General features: G+C 57.6%; 19 protein-coding genes. 5 read left to right on the forward strand and 14 right to left on the reverse strand.

Annotation, left to right across the window (positions count from 1 at the left end):
* Window position 1: 1 nt before the first annotated feature.
* Window positions 2-427 carry a response regulator gene (locus RE6C_RS08635; RefSeq protein ID WP_236618045.1) on the forward strand — a complete coding sequence of 142 codons (426 nt, stop codon included), beginning with the start codon at window positions 2-4 and terminating at the stop codon, window positions 425-427.
* 39 nt (window positions 428-466) lie between these two features.
* Here the strand turns inward: RE6C_RS08635 and RE6C_RS08640 are convergent, their stop codons facing one another.
* Window positions 467-646 carry a hypothetical protein gene (locus RE6C_RS08640; protein WP_008655697.1) on the reverse strand — a complete coding sequence of 60 codons (180 nt, stop codon included), beginning with the start codon at window positions 644-646 and terminating at the stop codon, window positions 467-469.
* On the opposite strand from RE6C_RS08640, the gene argC reads away from it, so the two are divergent.
* The 3 genes from argC to tnpA all read left to right on the forward strand — a co-directional run bounded on the left by argC (window position 645) and on the right by tnpA (window position 4,033).
* Window positions 645-1,685 carry an N-acetyl-gamma-glutamyl-phosphate reductase gene (argC, locus tag RE6C_RS08645; protein WP_008655696.1) on the forward strand — a complete coding sequence of 347 codons (1,041 nt, stop codon included), beginning with the start codon at window positions 645-647 and terminating at the stop codon, window positions 1,683-1,685. The two genes, RE6C_RS08640 and argC, sit on opposite strands and share 2 nt — an antisense overlap.
* Window positions 1,686-1,741: 56 nt before the next feature.
* The gene (locus tag RE6C_RS08650; RefSeq protein ID WP_261340112.1) at window positions 1,742-3,121 is read left to right on the forward strand and encodes a DUF1015 domain-containing protein; all 1,380 of its coding nucleotides are present in this window, start codon (window positions 1,742-1,744) and stop codon (window positions 3,119-3,121) included.
* Between the two features lie 459 nt (window positions 3,122-3,580).
* Entirely contained in the window at window positions 3,581-4,033 is a 453-nt protein-coding gene (gene tnpA, locus RE6C_RS08660; protein WP_008655702.1) for an IS200/IS605 family transposase, read from the forward strand.
* Window positions 4,034-4,554: 521 nt separating this feature from the next.
* On the opposite strand, the gene RE6C_RS08665 is transcribed toward tnpA, so the two are convergent.
* From RE6C_RS08665 to RE6C_RS08730, 13 genes are all read right to left on the reverse strand, one after another.
* Window positions 4,555-5,490: a lactate/malate dehydrogenase family protein gene (locus tag RE6C_RS08665; RefSeq protein WP_008655704.1), complete on the reverse strand. Its 936-nt coding sequence runs from the start codon at window positions 5,488-5,490 to the stop codon at window positions 4,555-4,557.
* Window positions 5,491-5,627: 137 nt separating this feature from the next.
* Window positions 5,628-6,491, reverse strand: a complete 864-nt coding sequence (locus RE6C_RS08670; protein ID WP_008655705.1) for a class II aldolase/adducin family protein — start codon at window positions 6,489-6,491, stop codon at window positions 5,628-5,630.
* Window positions 6,492-6,577: 86 nt separating this feature from the next.
* Window positions 6,578-6,880: a EutN/CcmL family microcompartment protein gene (locus RE6C_RS08675; RefSeq protein ID WP_008655706.1), complete on the reverse strand. Its 303-nt coding sequence runs from the start codon at window positions 6,878-6,880 to the stop codon at window positions 6,578-6,580.
* Window positions 6,877-7,551, reverse strand: coding sequence for a hypothetical protein (locus tag RE6C_RS08680; protein ID WP_008655707.1), 675 nt, complete (start codon window positions 7,549-7,551; stop codon window positions 6,877-6,879). The genes RE6C_RS08675 and RE6C_RS08680 overlap by 4 nt, the downstream gene beginning before the upstream one ends.
* Before the next feature lie 82 nt (window positions 7,552-7,633).
* Window positions 7,634-7,921, reverse strand: coding sequence for a EutN/CcmL family microcompartment protein (locus RE6C_RS08685; protein WP_008655708.1), 288 nt, complete (start codon window positions 7,919-7,921; stop codon window positions 7,634-7,636).
* Between the two features lie 2 nt (window positions 7,922-7,923).
* Window positions 7,924-9,348 (reverse strand): aldehyde dehydrogenase family protein, encoded by a 1,425-nt coding sequence (locus tag RE6C_RS08690; protein ID WP_008655710.1) that lies wholly within the window; start codon window positions 9,346-9,348, stop codon window positions 7,924-7,926.
* Between the two features lie 55 nt (window positions 9,349-9,403).
* Window positions 9,404-9,712, reverse strand: coding sequence for a EutN/CcmL family microcompartment protein (locus tag RE6C_RS08695; RefSeq protein WP_008655712.1), 309 nt, complete (start codon window positions 9,710-9,712; stop codon window positions 9,404-9,406).
* A gap of 57 nt (window positions 9,713-9,769) precedes the next feature.
* Window positions 9,770-11,005: an acetate/propionate family kinase gene (locus RE6C_RS08700; protein ID WP_008655713.1), complete on the reverse strand. Its 1,236-nt coding sequence runs from the start codon at window positions 11,003-11,005 to the stop codon at window positions 9,770-9,772.
* An 84-nt stretch (window positions 11,006-11,089) separates the two neighbouring features.
* Window positions 11,090-11,359, reverse strand: a complete 270-nt coding sequence (locus tag RE6C_RS08705; RefSeq protein WP_007324357.1) for a BMC domain-containing protein — start codon at window positions 11,357-11,359, stop codon at window positions 11,090-11,092.
* Window positions 11,360-11,429: 70 nt separating this feature from the next.
* Entirely contained in the window at window positions 11,430-11,726 is a 297-nt protein-coding gene (locus tag RE6C_RS08710) for a BMC domain-containing protein (RefSeq protein ID WP_008655717.1), read from the reverse strand.
* A 116-nt stretch (window positions 11,727-11,842) separates the two neighbouring features.
* Window positions 11,843-12,568 carry a phosphate propanoyltransferase gene (gene pduL, locus RE6C_RS08720; RefSeq protein ID WP_008655720.1) on the reverse strand — a complete coding sequence of 242 codons (726 nt, stop codon included), beginning with the start codon at window positions 12,566-12,568 and terminating at the stop codon, window positions 11,843-11,845.
* The gene (locus RE6C_RS08725) at window positions 12,565-13,470 is read right to left on the reverse strand and encodes a DeoR/GlpR family DNA-binding transcription regulator (RefSeq protein WP_008655723.1); all 906 of its coding nucleotides are present in this window, start codon (window positions 13,468-13,470) and stop codon (window positions 12,565-12,567) included. The genes pduL and RE6C_RS08725 overlap by 4 nt, the downstream gene beginning before the upstream one ends.
* Window positions 13,471-13,656: 186 nt before the next feature.
* Window positions 13,657-14,250, reverse strand: a complete 594-nt coding sequence (locus RE6C_RS08730; protein WP_008655727.1) for a hypothetical protein — start codon at window positions 14,248-14,250, stop codon at window positions 13,657-13,659.
* 84 nt (window positions 14,251-14,334) lie between these two features.
* Here RE6C_RS08730 and RE6C_RS08735 point away from each other — a divergent pair, with 84 nt between their 5' ends.
* Window positions 14,335-15,420, forward strand: coding sequence for a DMT family transporter (locus RE6C_RS08735; protein ID WP_008655728.1), 1,086 nt, complete (start codon window positions 14,335-14,337; stop codon window positions 15,418-15,420).
* The last annotated feature ends 30 nt before the right edge of the window (window positions 15,421-15,450 follow it).

Genomic DNA, 15,450 nt, shown 5'->3' on the forward strand with positions numbered 1-15,450 from the left:
CGTGAAACGTCCGACATTTCTTCTGATCGAGGACGACGCCGTCGACGCCGAGGCGTTTCGCCGTGCAGTGAAACGCAACCAAGTCGATTGCGAGTTGGTGCACGCCAGTGATGGCGGCGAAGCTTTGGAAAAGCTGCGTAACATGGTCGACGAAAACGACGATATCGGAGTCCTGGCATTTCTCGATTTGAATATGCCAGGGCTGAACGGGCACGAATTCCTGGCGGAAGTCCGCCGGGACGAATCATTGAAAAGACTGGCTGTTTTTGTCGTGACGACATCTCGCCACAAACGCGACATTGCATTGGCCTACGACAAAAACGTCGCTGGCTATTTTGAAAAGGACGACTTAGCATCGGTGCTGGAAATCGCACGCCAATTCGCGGGACGCTTGGTCTTCCCGACTCTGGGCCGCAAAAGCGATTGAACGACCTGTCGGGTGCTTTGCACGACAATGGCCTGGCACTCATTTCAGGTTGTTAGCCGTCTGCGTTTGGGCTCCTGTTCTTCGCGCGGCTCGGCCGACCAGCTTTTCCGATGTAGTCACACGGTTGTCGATGCCGGCGGAAAAAGCGACAACAGCGACGCGAGATTGTTCATCGCCTGAGTGACCCCGTTCCGAGTTGAAGCCTTTTAGTTGCATCATGTCATCATCCAATCTTCGCGTCGCTCTCGTCGGATCGACCGGTTACACCGCACTCGAAGTCGCCCGATTGTTGCTCACCCATCCCAGTGCGGAGTTGGTGGTCGCGACCAGTCGCCAAGACGAGGGCAAACCACTGTCGGAAATTCATCCGATGCTGGCCGGACGCTGCGACGTGGCGCTGCAACCGCTCGATGCAGACGTGATCGCGAAATCTGCTGACGTTGCGATGTGCTGCTTGCCCCACGGAGCCTCCGCGGAGAGCGTCAAGCAATTGGCCGACGCTGGAATGCGAGTGATCGATTTCAGTGCCGATTTCCGTTTGTCGAGCCTTGAGACGTACGAGCACTGGTACGGCGTTAAGCATCCATGGCCGGAACGGATTGGTAATGTCGTCTACGGCATGCCCGAGTTTTTCGCGGACGAGATTCGCACTGCCGACATCGTTGCCAACCCAGGCTGCTATCCCACGTCCGCGATTATGCCGCTGGCCCCACTGGTGAAAGCGGGATTGATCGAAACCGACGACATCATCGTCGACAGCAAATCGGGCGTGTCAGGTGCGGGCCGTTCACCTAAGCTGGCAACGCTTTACTGCGAGACCAACGAATCGATCTCCGCCTACGCGGTCGGAACGCACCGCCACGCACCCGAGATCGCGGACCTGGTCGAACGGATCGCGGGGGCTCCGATCGAAGTGATGTTCACGCCTCACCTGACACCGATGGATCGTGGCATTCTGTCGACGATCTATGTGAAGCCGGCGGGCAAAGCTGGTTCGGTGGAGGAAGCCGTTCGTTCGATGATGAGTTTGTTGCGAGATACTTACTCAGACCAACCTTGCGTCCACGTGGTCGATCACTTGCCCGCGACGAAGTATGTCGCCGGGACCAACCACGTTCAAATTTCGGTTCGTCCATCGGGCAAACGTGCTGTCATCGTTTGTGCGATCGATAACCTGACCAAGGGTGCCAGCGGCGCGGCCGTGCAAAACATGAACGTGATGTTCGGTCTGCCAGAAACGGCTGGTTTGTTGATGTGATCTCACGGTCGTTGGGGTAAAGATCATGCCACGGATGTTTGCAAATCGACTTGGACTTGAAACGTTGCCCTGCATCGGAGCTTGTTATGCCAGAGGTCACACCGTTTGCCGCGTTGCGTTACAACCTGGATCACATTCGGTCGTTGTCCGAAGTTGTCGCACCGCCGTATGACGTCATCGGCGATGACTATCAAGACGTGCTTTACAAACGACACCCATCCAATGTGATTCGCGTGATCTTGAATCGCGAGGAACCTGGCGATGAGGTTGACGAGACCTACTCGCGGGCAGCCGGTTTCGTCAAACAGTGGATCAGCGAAGGTGTGCTGAAGCAGGACGACGAACCGGCGTTCTATCTTTATCACCAAACCTTTGAGATTTCGGGTGACGGTGGCAAACCCGAGACGGTGACCCGGCGCGGGTTCATGGGGCGAGTTCGTTTGGAGCCCTTTGGGAAAGGCAGCATCCATCCGCACGAGGAAACGCATCCCAAGGCGAAGGTGGATCGTATGAAATTGCTGAAGGCGACGGAGCAGAACAACAGCCCAATCTTTGGATTGTACCCCGACGATGACAACGTGGTCATTGAATGCTTGGAAGTTGCCAAGGCCGATGTCACACCGATCGAAGCCACTGACGATGCGGACGTGGTTCATACCGTTTGGCCGATCACGGATTCTGAAGCCATCACGAAGGCCAGTCAATTTTTGTCGGACAAACCGATGTACGTTGCCGACGGACACCATCGATACGAAACGGCATGTGACTACCGAGACTTCGTCGCGGAGCAGGCCGGCGGTATCGCCCCGGATCATCCGGTGAACTTTGTGATGACGATGTTGGTGGGCATGAACGATTCAGGATTGGTCGTGCTGCCAACGCACCGATTGATTCGCGGCATTCGTCCGCTGCGCTCAGATGAGTTGATCGAACGACTTGGCGATCGTTTCGATTGCGAAACGCTCAGCGGTGGCATGTCTGCGGCACCTGATGCTTGGACACGAATCCAGTTGGCGAATCGTCAAAGTTTGATGGCGTTGTATGCCGCGGAGGATGAGACGTGGGTGATGATCAATGCGAATGAGACGGCGCTGATTCGCATGTCGGAGCTCGCCGGCAACCAAAGTGCGACCTGGCGATCTCTGGGCGTCAGCTTGCTGCACAAGTTGGTGTTGGAGGATTGCTTGGGAGAAACAAATCATCCCAAGCCAACCTATGTCCACGAGGTGAACGATGTGTTGGCCGGTTTGAAAGGCGAGACCGACGCCGCGGAATCAGAAGGCGACGGCGACTACACTTTCGCGGCGCTCGTGATGCCCGCGACGGTGTCGGATGTTGAGCAGATCAGCCTGAACCACGAACGCATGCCCGCCAAAAGCACCTACTTCTACCCCAAGTTGCTCAGCGGTTTAGCATTTCATCGATTGATGCCGTGAGCCGTGCATGGGGGCGATCACCGAGTTTTGGTGAATGATACGCTTGGGAGCGATGAGGGCGGATGAATTTGGCCGTTGGCCAAAGCGTCCGGGTGGTGCGTTGCAAGACCAGGGGCGTTGCCCGCTGGCTATGTTGAGTTTGGCCTTTGGCCAATGCGGTTGACTGGCCAACGGCCAGTTTCATCGAAGCCAGGGGCAACGCCCCTGGTACTCGGACCGACATCGAACGGTTTGGCCAACGGCCAAGATCAACCGGGCCGCCTCGCATGCGATGTCAGACGCCACAATTGCCTCTCGGAACACCCCGGCGTCTTGATCGTCTAAGCTGAATGTCGGTTGTCGGCCACTCTGGCCAACGGCCAGTTTCAACGAAGCCAGGGGCATCGCCCCTGGGACTCGAACCAACGTCGAAGGGTTTGGCCAACGGCCAAATTCAACCGAACGGGGAGACGACATCCAATGCCACAGTCATTGTCTCAACTCTATGTTCACTTGATCTTCAGCACCAAAGACCGGTTCCCGTTCTTAAAAGACGACATCCGAGACCGCGTTCACGCCTACCTGGCATCTGTTCTACGCGAAATGGGGGCGCCGTTCGTGGTCGTGGGCGGCGTCGACGATCATGTTCACGTTCTATTTGATATGGGCCGGATTCATCCAGCAAAAGATTTCGTTGAAAAAGTCAAACGTGAGACGTCCAAGTTTGTGAAGACGCTACGTCCCAATCTGGACAAATTTTATTGGCAGCGCGGATACGGGATCTTCTCCGTTTCTCCGACGCATCGTGAGAGCGTCGTTGAATACATCGAGAACCAGCAATCGCATCACCGAGCAACAACGTTCCAAGAGGAGTACCGCGACTTCCTCAAACGATATGGGATCGCGTTTGATGAGCGATATGTTTGGGAGTGATGAGGATGAATTTGGCCGTTGGCCAAAGCGTCCGGGTGGTGCGTTGCAAGACCAGGGGCGTTGCCCGCTGGCTATGTTGAGTTTGGCCTTTGGCCAAGGATGACAGGCCGACATGAAAGACTGGCCAACGGCCAGATTCATCGAAGCCAAGGGCATCGCCCCTGGAGCTCGAATCAATGTCGAACGGTTTGGCCAACGGCCAAAATCAACCGGACAACGGAGACGCACAATGCCCCGGTCATTGCCGAGAAGGACGCTCAGTTTCGACGGCCCCGTCCGGGGCGGATGGACATGTTGTTTGGGGAACAATTCTCGGGGCTGACACCCCGAGCTAAGAACGCGGACTCCTCCGGAGTCATGCATGCACAACCGCCCCGGACGGGGCCGCCGTTGGTAGCTCGGGGCGGAAGCCCCGAGACCGGTGGTGCACATCACGATGTCGCCCCGGATGGGGGCCGTCGTCGTCTTCGCCAGAATTCAGATGCTCGAGCGAGTGGACCTCCGAATTCTGGTGAATCCGGCTACTTGATCCGTGGCAAGACGGTGTCGAGTGTTTTGCGGAGGGCGGCGCCGCTGGCTCGGAGGCCTTGGACTTCCTTGGGCCAGAGGTCGATCTCGAGTTGATCTACGACTCCGGTGCGGCCAACCACGGTGGGGACGCTGAGTGCCACATCGTGGATGCCGTAGCAACCCGATTGCACGCTGCTGACGGGCAGCAAGCACTTGCGGTCGAGGATCACGGCGTCGATCACATCGCGAATCGCGATGCCGACGGCGAAGCCCGCTCCGCCCTTGCGTTTGATGACTTCTGCACCACTGCCACGAGTCCGGGTGAACAACTGATTCGCGAGAGCTGGGGTCCAGCCTGGGAATTTTTCGAGTGGCAAGCTGCCGATCGCTGCACTGCTCCAGATGGGAACCATCGTGTCGCCGTGTTCGCCCAAGATCAACGCTTTCGTTTGCGTTGGTGGTGCCTTGAGTTCTTCTGCAATCAATGAACAGAATCGGATGGTGTCGAGCTGCGTTCCCAATCCGATGACTTGCTTGGTTGGCAATCCAAGCATGCCTGCGGCGACGTACGTCAGGATGTCGACGGGGTTGCTGACGACCAGCACGATCGCGGATTGCTTCGGCCCGGCGGCCTTCACGTCGCGAAGGATTTGGACGAACAGGTCGGTGTTGCGGTTGATCAAGTCCAAACGTGACTCGTCCGGTTTGCGACGCAGACCCGCGGTGATGCAGATGATGTCGCTGTCAGGAATGTGCTCGTAACCACCACCCACAATCGTTTGATCCGCGGTGCTTGGCGAACCGTGTTGCAAATCCAACGCGTGACCCACGGCGGTTTCAACGTTGACGTCGAGCAACGCGATTTCGCGAGCCAAGCCGCCGCACTGCAACGCGTAAGCGGCACAAGATCCGACGAGGCCGCCGGCACCAATGATGGAAACTTTCATGGGATCAGTTGAGTTGGATGTGGGGGGATGGTTTGTGTGGTGTTAGCGGAGCGGCGCGAGCCGCCCGGTGCGGTACCGGAGGGCTCGCGCCCTACCGCTAGGAATCCAAATTCTGGCGAATCCGGCTACCTCGTGAGCTAGCTCGACGCTTTCATCTGACGCATGACTTCGTTGGTGATCAGCTTGACGAGCTGCTCTTCGTCCACACCAGCAGGTGCAGCCGATGCCGAACCGGATGTCTTGATCGGTGGTGGTGGAGCGAATGCACGACGCTCGACGCCCGAGTCCTTCCATGATTCGCGGAAGATGTCGTTGGCGCAGATGTCGCAATCCTCGTACTCAGAAGTATTCCGTGGGTCTTTGAATCCCCATTTGTCCTTCAGTTCCAGCAATTCACGCGACTTGGTTTCGTCCAAGTACGACACGTTGCCCAATTGTTTGGCGAGCAACAACATTCGGCAGTAAGAGTCGAGGATCTCGGTCCACCAGTAAGCTCGTTCCACCGATTCACCGTACGAAACGGTGCCGTGGTTGGCCAAAATCATGACGTTCGTTTTTTCAACGAAAGGAATGATCGTGTCAGCGAAGGCTTGTCCGCCAGGTGTTTCGTACTTGGTGATTGGCACGTCGCCGAGGAAGACTTCGACCTCGGGCAAGATGCACTGTGGAATGGGCTCGCGAGCGATCGCGAACGCGGTCGCGTGCGGTGGGTGGCAGTGAACGACGGACTTGATGTCAGCACGTTGCTTGTAGATTTCCAAGTGCAACAACGCTTCGCTGCTGCGTTTCTTGCGACCAGCAATTTGCTTGCCGGTCATGTCGATCATCGAGATGTCGTCCGGCGTCAGATAGCCTTTGCAGTGCATCGTCGGTGTGCAGAGGACTTCGTTTTCGCTGACGCGGACGGTGATGTTGCCGTCGTTGGCCGCCGCGAATTGACGGTTGTAGATGCGGCGACCGATGTCGCACATGTCTTGTTTGATCTTATGGATGTTTTGCATGACAAGTGGTCCAAGTCAGGAAAGGGAGGTCGAGAGATGGGAGATGAATCGGAACGGGGTGGGCGTTCCGAATTGAGTTTTGTTGATCACGAGGTTTGCACCTCGCAGTGGTCCAGGATGGCGACGATGGAAGCGTCGGTTGGTTTGACATCGGGGCGAAAGGGAGCGGCGGATTCAGGCCCTTCGGCCAACGCGACCCAGTCCCCCTGTCCACTGCCAACCAAATCCCACGCGATGATGGTGTCACCACCAATCGGTTTCGCGTCGTCTTGGTTGACCTGGATTTGGTCCGCGGACTCCACGACTTCGACGCAGCGAAGTTTGTAGCCCTGCATGGACGGATGCATTCGCGAAAGCGTCACGGTTCCTATCACACGAGCGATCTTCATCGAGATGTCTCCTGTGACGTGGAAGCGGTTGGCTTTGGCAATTGAGCGATGGTGTTCGCCGCGTTGACGAGAGCGACCAGGTTGAATCGCTGCATGTCGAGCACGAACGTGTCGGCGTCCATTTCCGCTGCGAAGCGTGGAATGTCTTCGAGCCGAGTGATCAACACCGCTCGTGAACCCGATTGAATGCGACCGAACAAGGTCGCGGCAGGACGGTCGGTCACGATCACGGAGCGGTGAGCCCGTGGGCAATGATCAACGCCGCGAAGCGAAAGCTGACGAGTCAGCGCGTCGCGAATGGATTTGGAGGATGTGTCGGTGTGCAGTTGGATGAAGCGTTTGCCGGAGTTGCTCGCCGGTTTGGTTGCAGCGGCGTGCGTGGCCTTCGATCCAGCCAGGGCGATTCCGCGTGATCGCATTTCGTCGCGAGCGGCGGGCGTCACGATGCCTCCGGACACCTGAACCTGGGTGACTCCCGCGGGGATGCCCTGAATGACGTCGACGCTGATGACTTTGTCGTTCAGGACGTGAACGGTTTGATCGTTCGGCACTGGTTTGGACGGCGAAACGCTGGTGTCGGTTTGGTCTCGCAACCGGCGCAATACTTGTTCAACGATCGACGCGATGTCGACGTTGTTGGGCGTTGCGGATTGGGTTGCGGGGGAGGTCATTGGTTTGGATTGGTAGCCGGATTCGCCAGAATTCGGTTGTTGGGTTGGTCGTAGGAATTACAGGCTGGAAGCCTATGCCACTTCACTTCTTCTTGGATTTCTTCTTCTTTGTCGGTTCGTCAATCAGTCCTTGGACGCTCCAGCGAGCGGGGCAGGTTTCGAAACCGGTCATCTCGCGGACGGGGCCGGTTTCGCTGGTTAGCATCACGCGGTCACCGACTCGGCACCCGAGTTCATCCAACACGAGCAAGGGGGCTCCGTCCGGTTTCTCGTTCACGCCGGTGGGTTGAACGAGAACGAGACGTTGGCCTTGCAATGATTCGTGTTTGACGGTCGCGCGGGTGTGACCGATGACGCGTGCGGGTTGCATGCTCAGACCACTCGCAATTCGTCGATCATGCTGCAGCGTCGTTCGCGGGTGAACGTGTCTGGTGTCGTGACGCCTTCGCCGGTTGGGCCTGCGATGGAGAACGACAGGTAGCCTTCGCCGCCCAGTCCCAACGATGCCATGCAAGGACCGTTTTTGACGTACAGGGTTGTGTCCAACTCCTTGCCCATCTTGGTCATGTTGTGAACGTTGCGCGAGTGAATGATCGCGGTGTGACGGAAGCCGTGTTCGTAGTGCTTGGCCATCGCGATGGCGTGGTCCACGTCACGTGCTCGGACGAACGGGATGAACGGCATCATTTGTTCAACGCTGACGAACGGGTGATGTTCGTCGGTTTCGCCAAAGACCAACTCGCACGATTCGGGAACCTTCACACCAGCGGCGGCGGCCAGAACCGCGGCGTCTTTGCCGATGTAGTCTTTTGCTGCGGCGTCGTGGTTGTCATCACCGACTTGAGTGATCGCGACCGAAGTCAGCTTTGCGATTTGGGCTTGGTCAAGTTGGACGGCTCCCGCACGTCGCATGGCGGCCATCATGTCATCGAAGACCGAGTCGACGACGAAGACTTCTTTTTCCGCGATGCACAACAGGTTGTTGTCGTATGCACCGCCTTGGATGATGCAGCGAGCCGCGTTGTCGAGGTCGGCGGTTTCGTCGACGACAACGGGCGGGTTGCCTGGGCCAGCAACAATGGCTCGTTTGCCACTGTTGAGTGCTGCACGTCCCACGGCGGGACCGCCGGTGACACAGATCAATGCGACGTCGCGGTGACCAAACAGTTCCGCAGCACTTTCGAGCGTTGGTTCAGCGATCACGCAGATCAAGTTGTCGATGCCGACTTCGCGAGCGATTTCTTCGTTGAAGCGACGGACACCTTCGACGGCAACCAAACGACCCGATGGGTGAGGGTTGACGACGACGGCGTTTCCGCCGGCGATCATGCTGACGGCGTTCCCGGTGATGGTTGGCAAGCTGTGCGTGACGGGGGTGATCGCCGCGATGACGCCAAACGGGGCTCGTTCGATGATCGCGAGACCGTGGTCGCCGGAGAAGGCTTTGGTTTGCAGGAACTCGGTGCCGGGCGACAGTTCGCCGAGGGCTCGCAGTTTTTCGATTTTGTGTTCGGGCCGACCGATACCGGTTTCCCGCATTTCCATCAGGCCGAGTTCTTCGCAGTTCTCAATGCTGATCTTGCGAATGATATCGATCACGCGTTTGCGATCTTCCATAGGACGTTCGCGAAGTTGTTCGAACGCACGACGAGCTGCGGTGACCGCATCGGAAGCGTTGCCGAAGATGCCGTGGCTGCCTTCGAAGGCGTTCGCCGAATCCGGCATGCTGGGCATCGGTCCGACTTCCGCGAGCACTTGTGCGACCACGCTGCGAATGGTGTTTTCGTCGAGTTGCATGATGAGGGATGAATGAGGGGGGATGGAGTGGAACAGGAAAGCGAAGGCACGTTGGTTAGGTGCTGGCTTTCACCTCTTTGGCATCCACGTGAACGGAATCGACCAAGCCGATGACGACCGCGTCGATGGGAAGTGTTTTGGTTTCGGGGGTCAGTCGAGCGCTGCTGCCTTGGCACACCAGCACCAACTCACCTTCACCAGCGCCCAACGTGTCGACCGCGATGAAAGTGCGTCCCGTTGAAGAAAGCTTTGCACGCGTTTTCTCATCGAGCCGGTAAGGCTCGACAATCAACAGCTTGTGACCGGTCATGGATGCAACCTTTTGGGTGCAAACGACCGATCCGGTGACGCGGGCTAGAAACATGGGAGTGGTGGGTTGAGGTGATGTGTTTGGGGAGATCGACGCCAGGTGGAACCTGGCCTACTGGGCGGCGAGAGCACGAAGGCTTCGCTTGGCCACGATCCATTCTTCGTTGGTGGGCAAAACCAGAATCTGAGTTTTGCTGGACTCGGTGTGCAGGCTTCCTTCACCACGCATGCCGTCATTCTTGGAGGCATCCAGTTCGATGCCAAAACCTTCCAGGCCTGAACAAACGGCGGCCCGGACCACGTCGCTGTTTTCACCAATTCCTCCGGTGAACACGATCGCATCCAAGCGACCCAGAGCGACCATCATTCCGCCGAGGTGTCGGCGAATCTCTTCGGTGTAAACACCGAGCGCCAATTTCGCGTCGGCATTGCCTTCGGAGGCGGCCGACTCGATGTCTCGCAAATCAGCCATGCCGCCGGAGAGACCTTTCAGTCCACCTTGGCTGGCCAGTGTTTGCAGGACTTCTTCCAGCGATTGGCTGGTTCGTTGCATGATCAACGGGATCGCGAAAGCGTCGAAATCGCCCACGCGGTTGTTTTGCGGGACGCCGGTTTGAGGTGTCATGCCCATCGTGGTCATGATGCTCTTGCCAGAATCAATCGCGGTCAGCGAACTGCTTCCGCCCAAGTGACACGAGATGATCTTGGCGTCGTCGCGACCCAAGACTTCCGCGGCACGTTCGGCAATGAAGCGGTGGCTGGAACCATGGAATCCCCACTTTTGAATTTGCATCTCACGCGTCCATTCCGCAGGAATCGCGTAGGTGCGACGCTCCGGCGAAATCGTGTCGTGAAATTCGGTTTCAAACGCGGCGACCAACGGTAGCTCCGGAAAACGTTGACGTAACAGTTTCATCGCAGCGATGTACGGTGGGTTGTGCGCCGGGGCGGCGGCACTCATTTCGTCCATCGCTTCAAGCACTTCGTCATCGACGACGAAGGTGCCACTTTTGCGTCCACCGTGAACGGCTTTGAAACCGATCGCGGCAACTTCATTGGCCTCTTTCAAACATCCGTTTTCAGGATGGGTCAGTTGGTCCAAGCAGGCTTGAACAGCAACGCCATGATCCGGCACGGGCATCTGCGTTTCTTCGCGAAACGTTTCGCCTTGATGCGATCGCGTCACAATCACTTCGCATTGACTGATGGGTTCGCCAATGCGATCGACGGCCCCGCGAGCGAGCACGCGAGAGTCGGGGGAGGCATTCGCAGATTCAAAGTCACCGGACATGTCCAGCAGCTTGTACTTGAAACTGGTCGAGCCCAGATTGGCAACGAGGATCAACATCGAATCACGGTCCTTGTGAAAGAGGTTTCACGCAGCGTGTGTGAACCAGGTTGTGAACGTCGCAACCGGATCACACGGCGGCGATCAATTGAAGTAAGCGTTCATCAAGCCTTCGGCTGGACGAGCGATCACGTGGCTGCTTACCAATTCGCCAACTTGAGCGGCTGCGGCGGCACCGGCTTCGACGGCTGCGCGGACGCTTCCGACGTCACCGCTGACGACGGTCGTGACCATGCCACCACCGAGGTCGACGCGTTTGACAACAGCGACGTTGGCGGCTTTGGCCATGGCGTCGGTGGCTTCGACCAACGGCAAGAGGCCCTTCGTTTCAATCAAACCAATGGCATCGTTCATTTGAGATTCTCTAAAAGTTGTTTTGGTGAGGTGGGAGACAATCGGGGTGACAGACGCTGCTGTCGCTCGATCACTTTTTGCTGGACGAAGGCAGCTTCAGGATCTTTTCCAAGTCGCCGTGTGGGCGTGGGATCACTTGAACGCTGACGACTTCGCCGACGCGACCAGCGGCTGCGGCACCCGCATCGGTGGCTGCTTTGACAGCGGCGACATCGCCGGTGACGAACACGGTTGCCAAGCCAGCACCAATCTTGTCCCAACCAAGGAACTGAACGTTGGCGGCTTTCATCATTGCGTCGGTTGCCTCCACTGCTGAAACGAAACCTTTGGTTTCGATCATGCCGAGGGCTTCACTGATTTTGGCCATCTTTTGAGATACCTAAAAAGGAAAGGGGAAAACGTGAGAGAGTGAGAGTTGGCAGTTTGCCAACGGTTTCAATCACCGGACCGAATTGGCACCGGCGAACGGTTTGAGTGAGTCGATCAGTGCTGGCAAGCACAGCCGGACTTTTTCAGTTCAACGCTGGTAGCTGCATCCAGGTTGCAAGCGTTGCCTTCGTCCGTGTCGATATGAACTTCCAACTTGGCGGCTTTGTCGGCACGAACCAAAACGTCTTCAAACGAAACGCTGCAGTCAGGACTGCGAACGGAAAGTTGCATCATGTCGCCATCGGAAACACCGTAGTACGCCGCGTCGGCGAAGTTCATGTGCACGTGGCGAGCGGCGCGGATAACGCCTTGTTCGAGTTGAACGCTGCCGGCGGGGCCGACCAACACGCACCCGGGCGTGCCGTCGATTTTGCCGCTGTGGCGAACCGGTGCGTTGATGCCCAGTGAGATCGAATCGGTCAGTGCCAGTTCGACTTGGCTGGCTCCACGCGTTGGTCCGAGCACGCGAACGCTGGGGAGCATTCGTTTGCGAGGTCCGACGACCATCACGGTTTGCTTGGCCGCGTAAAAGCCATCTTGGTAGAGGTCTTTGTCAGGTTCCAAAACGCTGCCGCGACCGAACAAGATTTCAACATGCTCGTCAGTCAGGTGGCAGTGGCGAGCGGAAATGCTGACACGCAAGTTCGGTTTGCCATCGACCCAACCCAGAGGTTGTTGTCCGGCGGAAGCGACCGACGGGGCTGGCGGTGCCATACCCGATTGACGGATCGCGTTGCGAACGAGGGATTCAATGCGTGAACGATCGACAGCCAAGCTCATGAGAGATTCGCGTTGTTCAAGGAATGGGTGGGGGAGGAGTTCGATGGGGACGCGGCCGGAGCCGGCGTCGATGATTCGTGCGGCGACTGGGCCTGCGGCGACTGGGCCTGCGGTGACTGGGCCTGCGATGACTGAGTCAACGGGGACTGGGCCAAGCGTAGTTGGACACCGGCGGATTCCAGCCACGCTTTCGCGTCAGAATCCAGCCCGTCGTCCGTGACAACCGTGTCAATCTGATTCAACTCGCAAATTCGGCTCAAACTGGTTTTTCCGAACTTGCTGTGGTCGGCCAACACGATGCCTCGTTCGGCCGAAGCGAGCATCGCCTTTTCGCTTTCCACCAGCATCATGTCGCTGTTGAAAAATCCGCGAGGCGAGACGCCGGCGACCGACAAGAACGCGGTGGTGACGTGGATGTTTGCCAATTGCGAATCGGCCAGAGGGCCGATCGTGACCGAGGTGCGACCGCGAACGCAGCCGCCGATCATGACCAAGTCGATCGAATCGCTGGTGGAAAGCAAATGCGCGACCGGCAGCGAATTCGTCACGACTTGCAACGGCCGATGGATGATCAGGCGAGCCAATTCGTAAACCGTGCTGCCGCCATCCAGCAAAATGGTGTCGTGGTCGGCGATCAATTCCGATGCGGCTCGGCCGATGGATTGTTTCGCGGCCCAGAAATCGTCGTTTCGGGATTCGAACACGCTGATCGTGTCGGAATCGCCCGTCCAGTAGACGCCGCCGTGGGTGCGACGCGCCAAACCGGCTTCTTCCAGCATTTCCAAATCGCGACGGATCGTCGATTCGCTGACCGACAATTGCGACGCCAGTTCGCCCAAAGCCGCGAATCCGCGGTCTTTGACCAAATCACGCAATCGATCTCGACGTTCGTCGGTGGTCACTGAGTGGGGCGCTGTGGGGATTGGGGCGCTGTAGCGAAGAATCTACCAGGCAGGTCCGTTGCTCATTTGCAAGATTTCTTGCAAGGCGAAAGGTTTCTGCCATCGGCTGGTATTATTCTTTCAAGCCTACACCATTGCAAGCGTCCAATTGTGTGGATTTGGAAAAGATGGGAGGAATGAATGTCGCTACGCGTTGGGCTGGGCGGCGATTTCGGGATTGTCAGTGATAGATTCCAACCACCCACTGGTCCGATCGAGCATCTCGAACGCGTCGATCCCCACTGATTCCCAGATATAGATGGAAGTCTGGGTGGATAGGGTAGAGTTTGAGCCGTCTGGAGCTGTCGCCGCGATCGTGACGTTTGGAAGATCTCTTTCACGAAAGAGCTCCAAGGCGGTGAGCAATTGTTGCCGCGTTTCAGCCCATTGCTCCAAAACGTTTCGCTGGATCGCCGAGTCAATCGGCTGCCACACAAATTTGACTTTCTGCGTTCGATCACCGGCGGATCCATCTGGGTTGGTCGGCTCCGGACGCCGGAGCTCGCACAGCCTTCCACCCTCCGCTGCCAATTTTGAGCCATCCAGGTAGACTCGTCGCAGTTGATTGTCTGCGTTGAATTGGTAGACCCGGTCGGGGCCATCGTAGAAAGCCGGTCCACCGCCGGTGCGCCAGCCGACCACCCATTCTCGGCCGCTCGCCCGGTGCAGCAGCCGAGCTCGCTCGGGCAAATTGACGCCCTCCAACAGTAAATCTTCGCGGTCGTGAGTTTCGCGTGCCATCGTTTTCGGTTTGTTTGTTGGACTGAATACGTGAATTGAACTGCCGCTGTCTTTCTCTTTCTATCTTCCTCGTTCGGATGCCCCATGAGTTCTGATTCTTCGATCGATCAGAACGACTTTGCCGTCAAGGATGTGGACACGGCGGCGGTTGCGTGGTGGGAACGACTCGGCAGCGGAATGATCTCGCCAGGAATTGGTTTTGGGATCGTGGCGGGAATTGCCTCGGCGGTGTTGTACACGCTGGCGAACATCTCGCTCCGCAATGCGATCTCGGTGGACCCTTTCATCGTTTCGACCTTCAAAGCGGCTCCGACCGTGTTGGTGCTAACGCCCTATTTGGCGGCGGTCAAAGCCAGCGGACGACCGATTGCGACCAGTCGCCAATGGATTCCGATCTTCATTCCAATTTGCCTGATCGGGCAAGTCATTGGCAACGGCGCTTTCCAGGTGGCTCTTGGCAGCATCGGTTTGGCTGCGTCGGTGCCGATCACGCTGGGATCGTTGTTGATCGGCAGTGCGATTTTGGGCCGGATTCTGCTGAGGGAACCGGTTCGTGCTCGGACGCTTGTTTCGATTGCCACGCTGATCATCGCCGTGATCGTGTTGTCTCAGTCTCGCGGAGTCGAACCAGTCGAGTGGAGTTCATCGTCGGCGGAAGTCTCGGAGGAACCGGTGGACTGGCTGCACTCGCCGATCGTTGGCGCTTTGTGCGCGGTGTCGTCCGGATTGGCCTACGCCGTTTTCAGCACGACGATGCGTTTCACGATGAAACGCGGGATGTTGGCGTCGATGGCGATGTGGATCAGCGGTGTTTCAGGCACGTTGGCGCTAGCCGGTATCGTCGCCGTGAGAACGGGATGGTCGCCGACCGCGGATATCCCACCTGCGATGTGGCAGTCCATGATTCTGGCCGGGATCTTCAATTTTACCGCATTCGTCGCGATTTCGACGGCATTGAAAGTCCTACCGGTCGTGGCCGTGCACCTGATCAATGCGTCTCAAGTCGCGATGGCGAGCGTTGCCGGTGTGCTCGTCTTTGACGAACCCGTGACCAAACTGTTGGTGCTCGGTATCTCGCTGACCCTGGCCGGACTGACGATCCTTGCCACCCGGCGGAGGCCGGCTCCGGATCCATCGACCACATTCCAGTCAACCTTTCGTTCGGAATAACCGATACACACGTTAAGACCCGTCGTGCCG

The organism is Rhodopirellula europaea 6C (genome assembly GCF_000338295.1).
Taxonomy (GTDB): Bacteria; Planctomycetota; Planctomycetia; order Pirellulales; family Pirellulaceae; genus Rhodopirellula; species Rhodopirellula europaea.

Excerpts from the sequence above, each read along its gene's own strand:
- RE6C_RS08665 (WP_008655704.1), bottom strand. The coding sequence starts at position 5,490 with ATGAAAGTTTCCATCATTGGTGCCGGCGGCCTCGTCGGATCTTGTGCC.
- RE6C_RS08695 (WP_008655712.1), bottom strand. The coding sequence starts at position 9,712 with ATGTTTCTAGCCCGCGTCACCGGATCGGTCGTTTGCACCCAAAAGGTT.
- RE6C_RS08640 (WP_008655697.1), bottom strand. The coding sequence starts at position 646 with ATGATGCAACTAAAAGGCTTCAACTCGGAACGGGGTCACTCAGGCGAT.
- pduL (WP_008655720.1), bottom strand. The coding sequence starts at position 12,568 with ATGAGCTTGGCTGTCGATCGTTCACGCATTGAATCCCTCGTTCGCAAC.
- argC (WP_008655696.1), top strand. The coding sequence starts at position 645 with ATGTCATCATCCAATCTTCGCGTCGCTCTCGTCGGATCGACCGGTTAC.
- RE6C_RS08675 (WP_008655706.1), bottom strand. The coding sequence starts at position 6,880 with ATGAAGATCGCTCGTGTGATAGGAACCGTGACGCTTTCGCGAATGCAT.
- RE6C_RS08710 (WP_008655717.1), bottom strand. The coding sequence starts at position 11,726 with ATGGCCAAAATCAGTGAAGCCCTCGGCATGATCGAAACCAAAGGTTTC.
- tnpA (WP_008655702.1), top strand. The coding sequence starts at position 3,581 with ATGCCACAGTCATTGTCTCAACTCTATGTTCACTTGATCTTCAGCACC.
- RE6C_RS08705 (WP_007324357.1), bottom strand. The coding sequence starts at position 11,359 with ATGAACGATGCCATTGGTTTGATTGAAACGAAGGGCCTCTTGCCGTTG.
- RE6C_RS08690 (WP_008655710.1), bottom strand. The coding sequence starts at position 9,348 with ATGCAACTCGACGAAAACACCATTCGCAGCGTGGTCGCACAAGTGCTC.
- RE6C_RS08685 (WP_008655708.1), bottom strand. The coding sequence starts at position 7,921 with ATGCAACCCGCACGCGTCATCGGTCACACCCGCGCGACCGTCAAACAC.
- RE6C_RS08680 (WP_008655707.1), bottom strand. The coding sequence starts at position 7,551 with ATGACCTCCCCCGCAACCCAATCCGCAACGCCCAACAACGTCGACATC.
- RE6C_RS08700 (WP_008655713.1), bottom strand. The coding sequence starts at position 11,005 with ATGTTGATCCTCGTTGCCAATCTGGGCTCGACCAGTTTCAAGTACAAG.
- RE6C_RS08735 (WP_008655728.1), top strand. The coding sequence starts at position 14,335 with ATGAGTTCTGATTCTTCGATCGATCAGAACGACTTTGCCGTCAAGGAT.
- RE6C_RS08730 (WP_008655727.1), bottom strand. The coding sequence starts at position 14,250 with ATGGCACGCGAAACTCACGACCGCGAAGATTTACTGTTGGAGGGCGTC.
- RE6C_RS08670 (WP_008655705.1), bottom strand. The coding sequence starts at position 6,491 with ATGCAAAACATCCATAAGATCAAACAAGACATGTGCGACATCGGTCGC.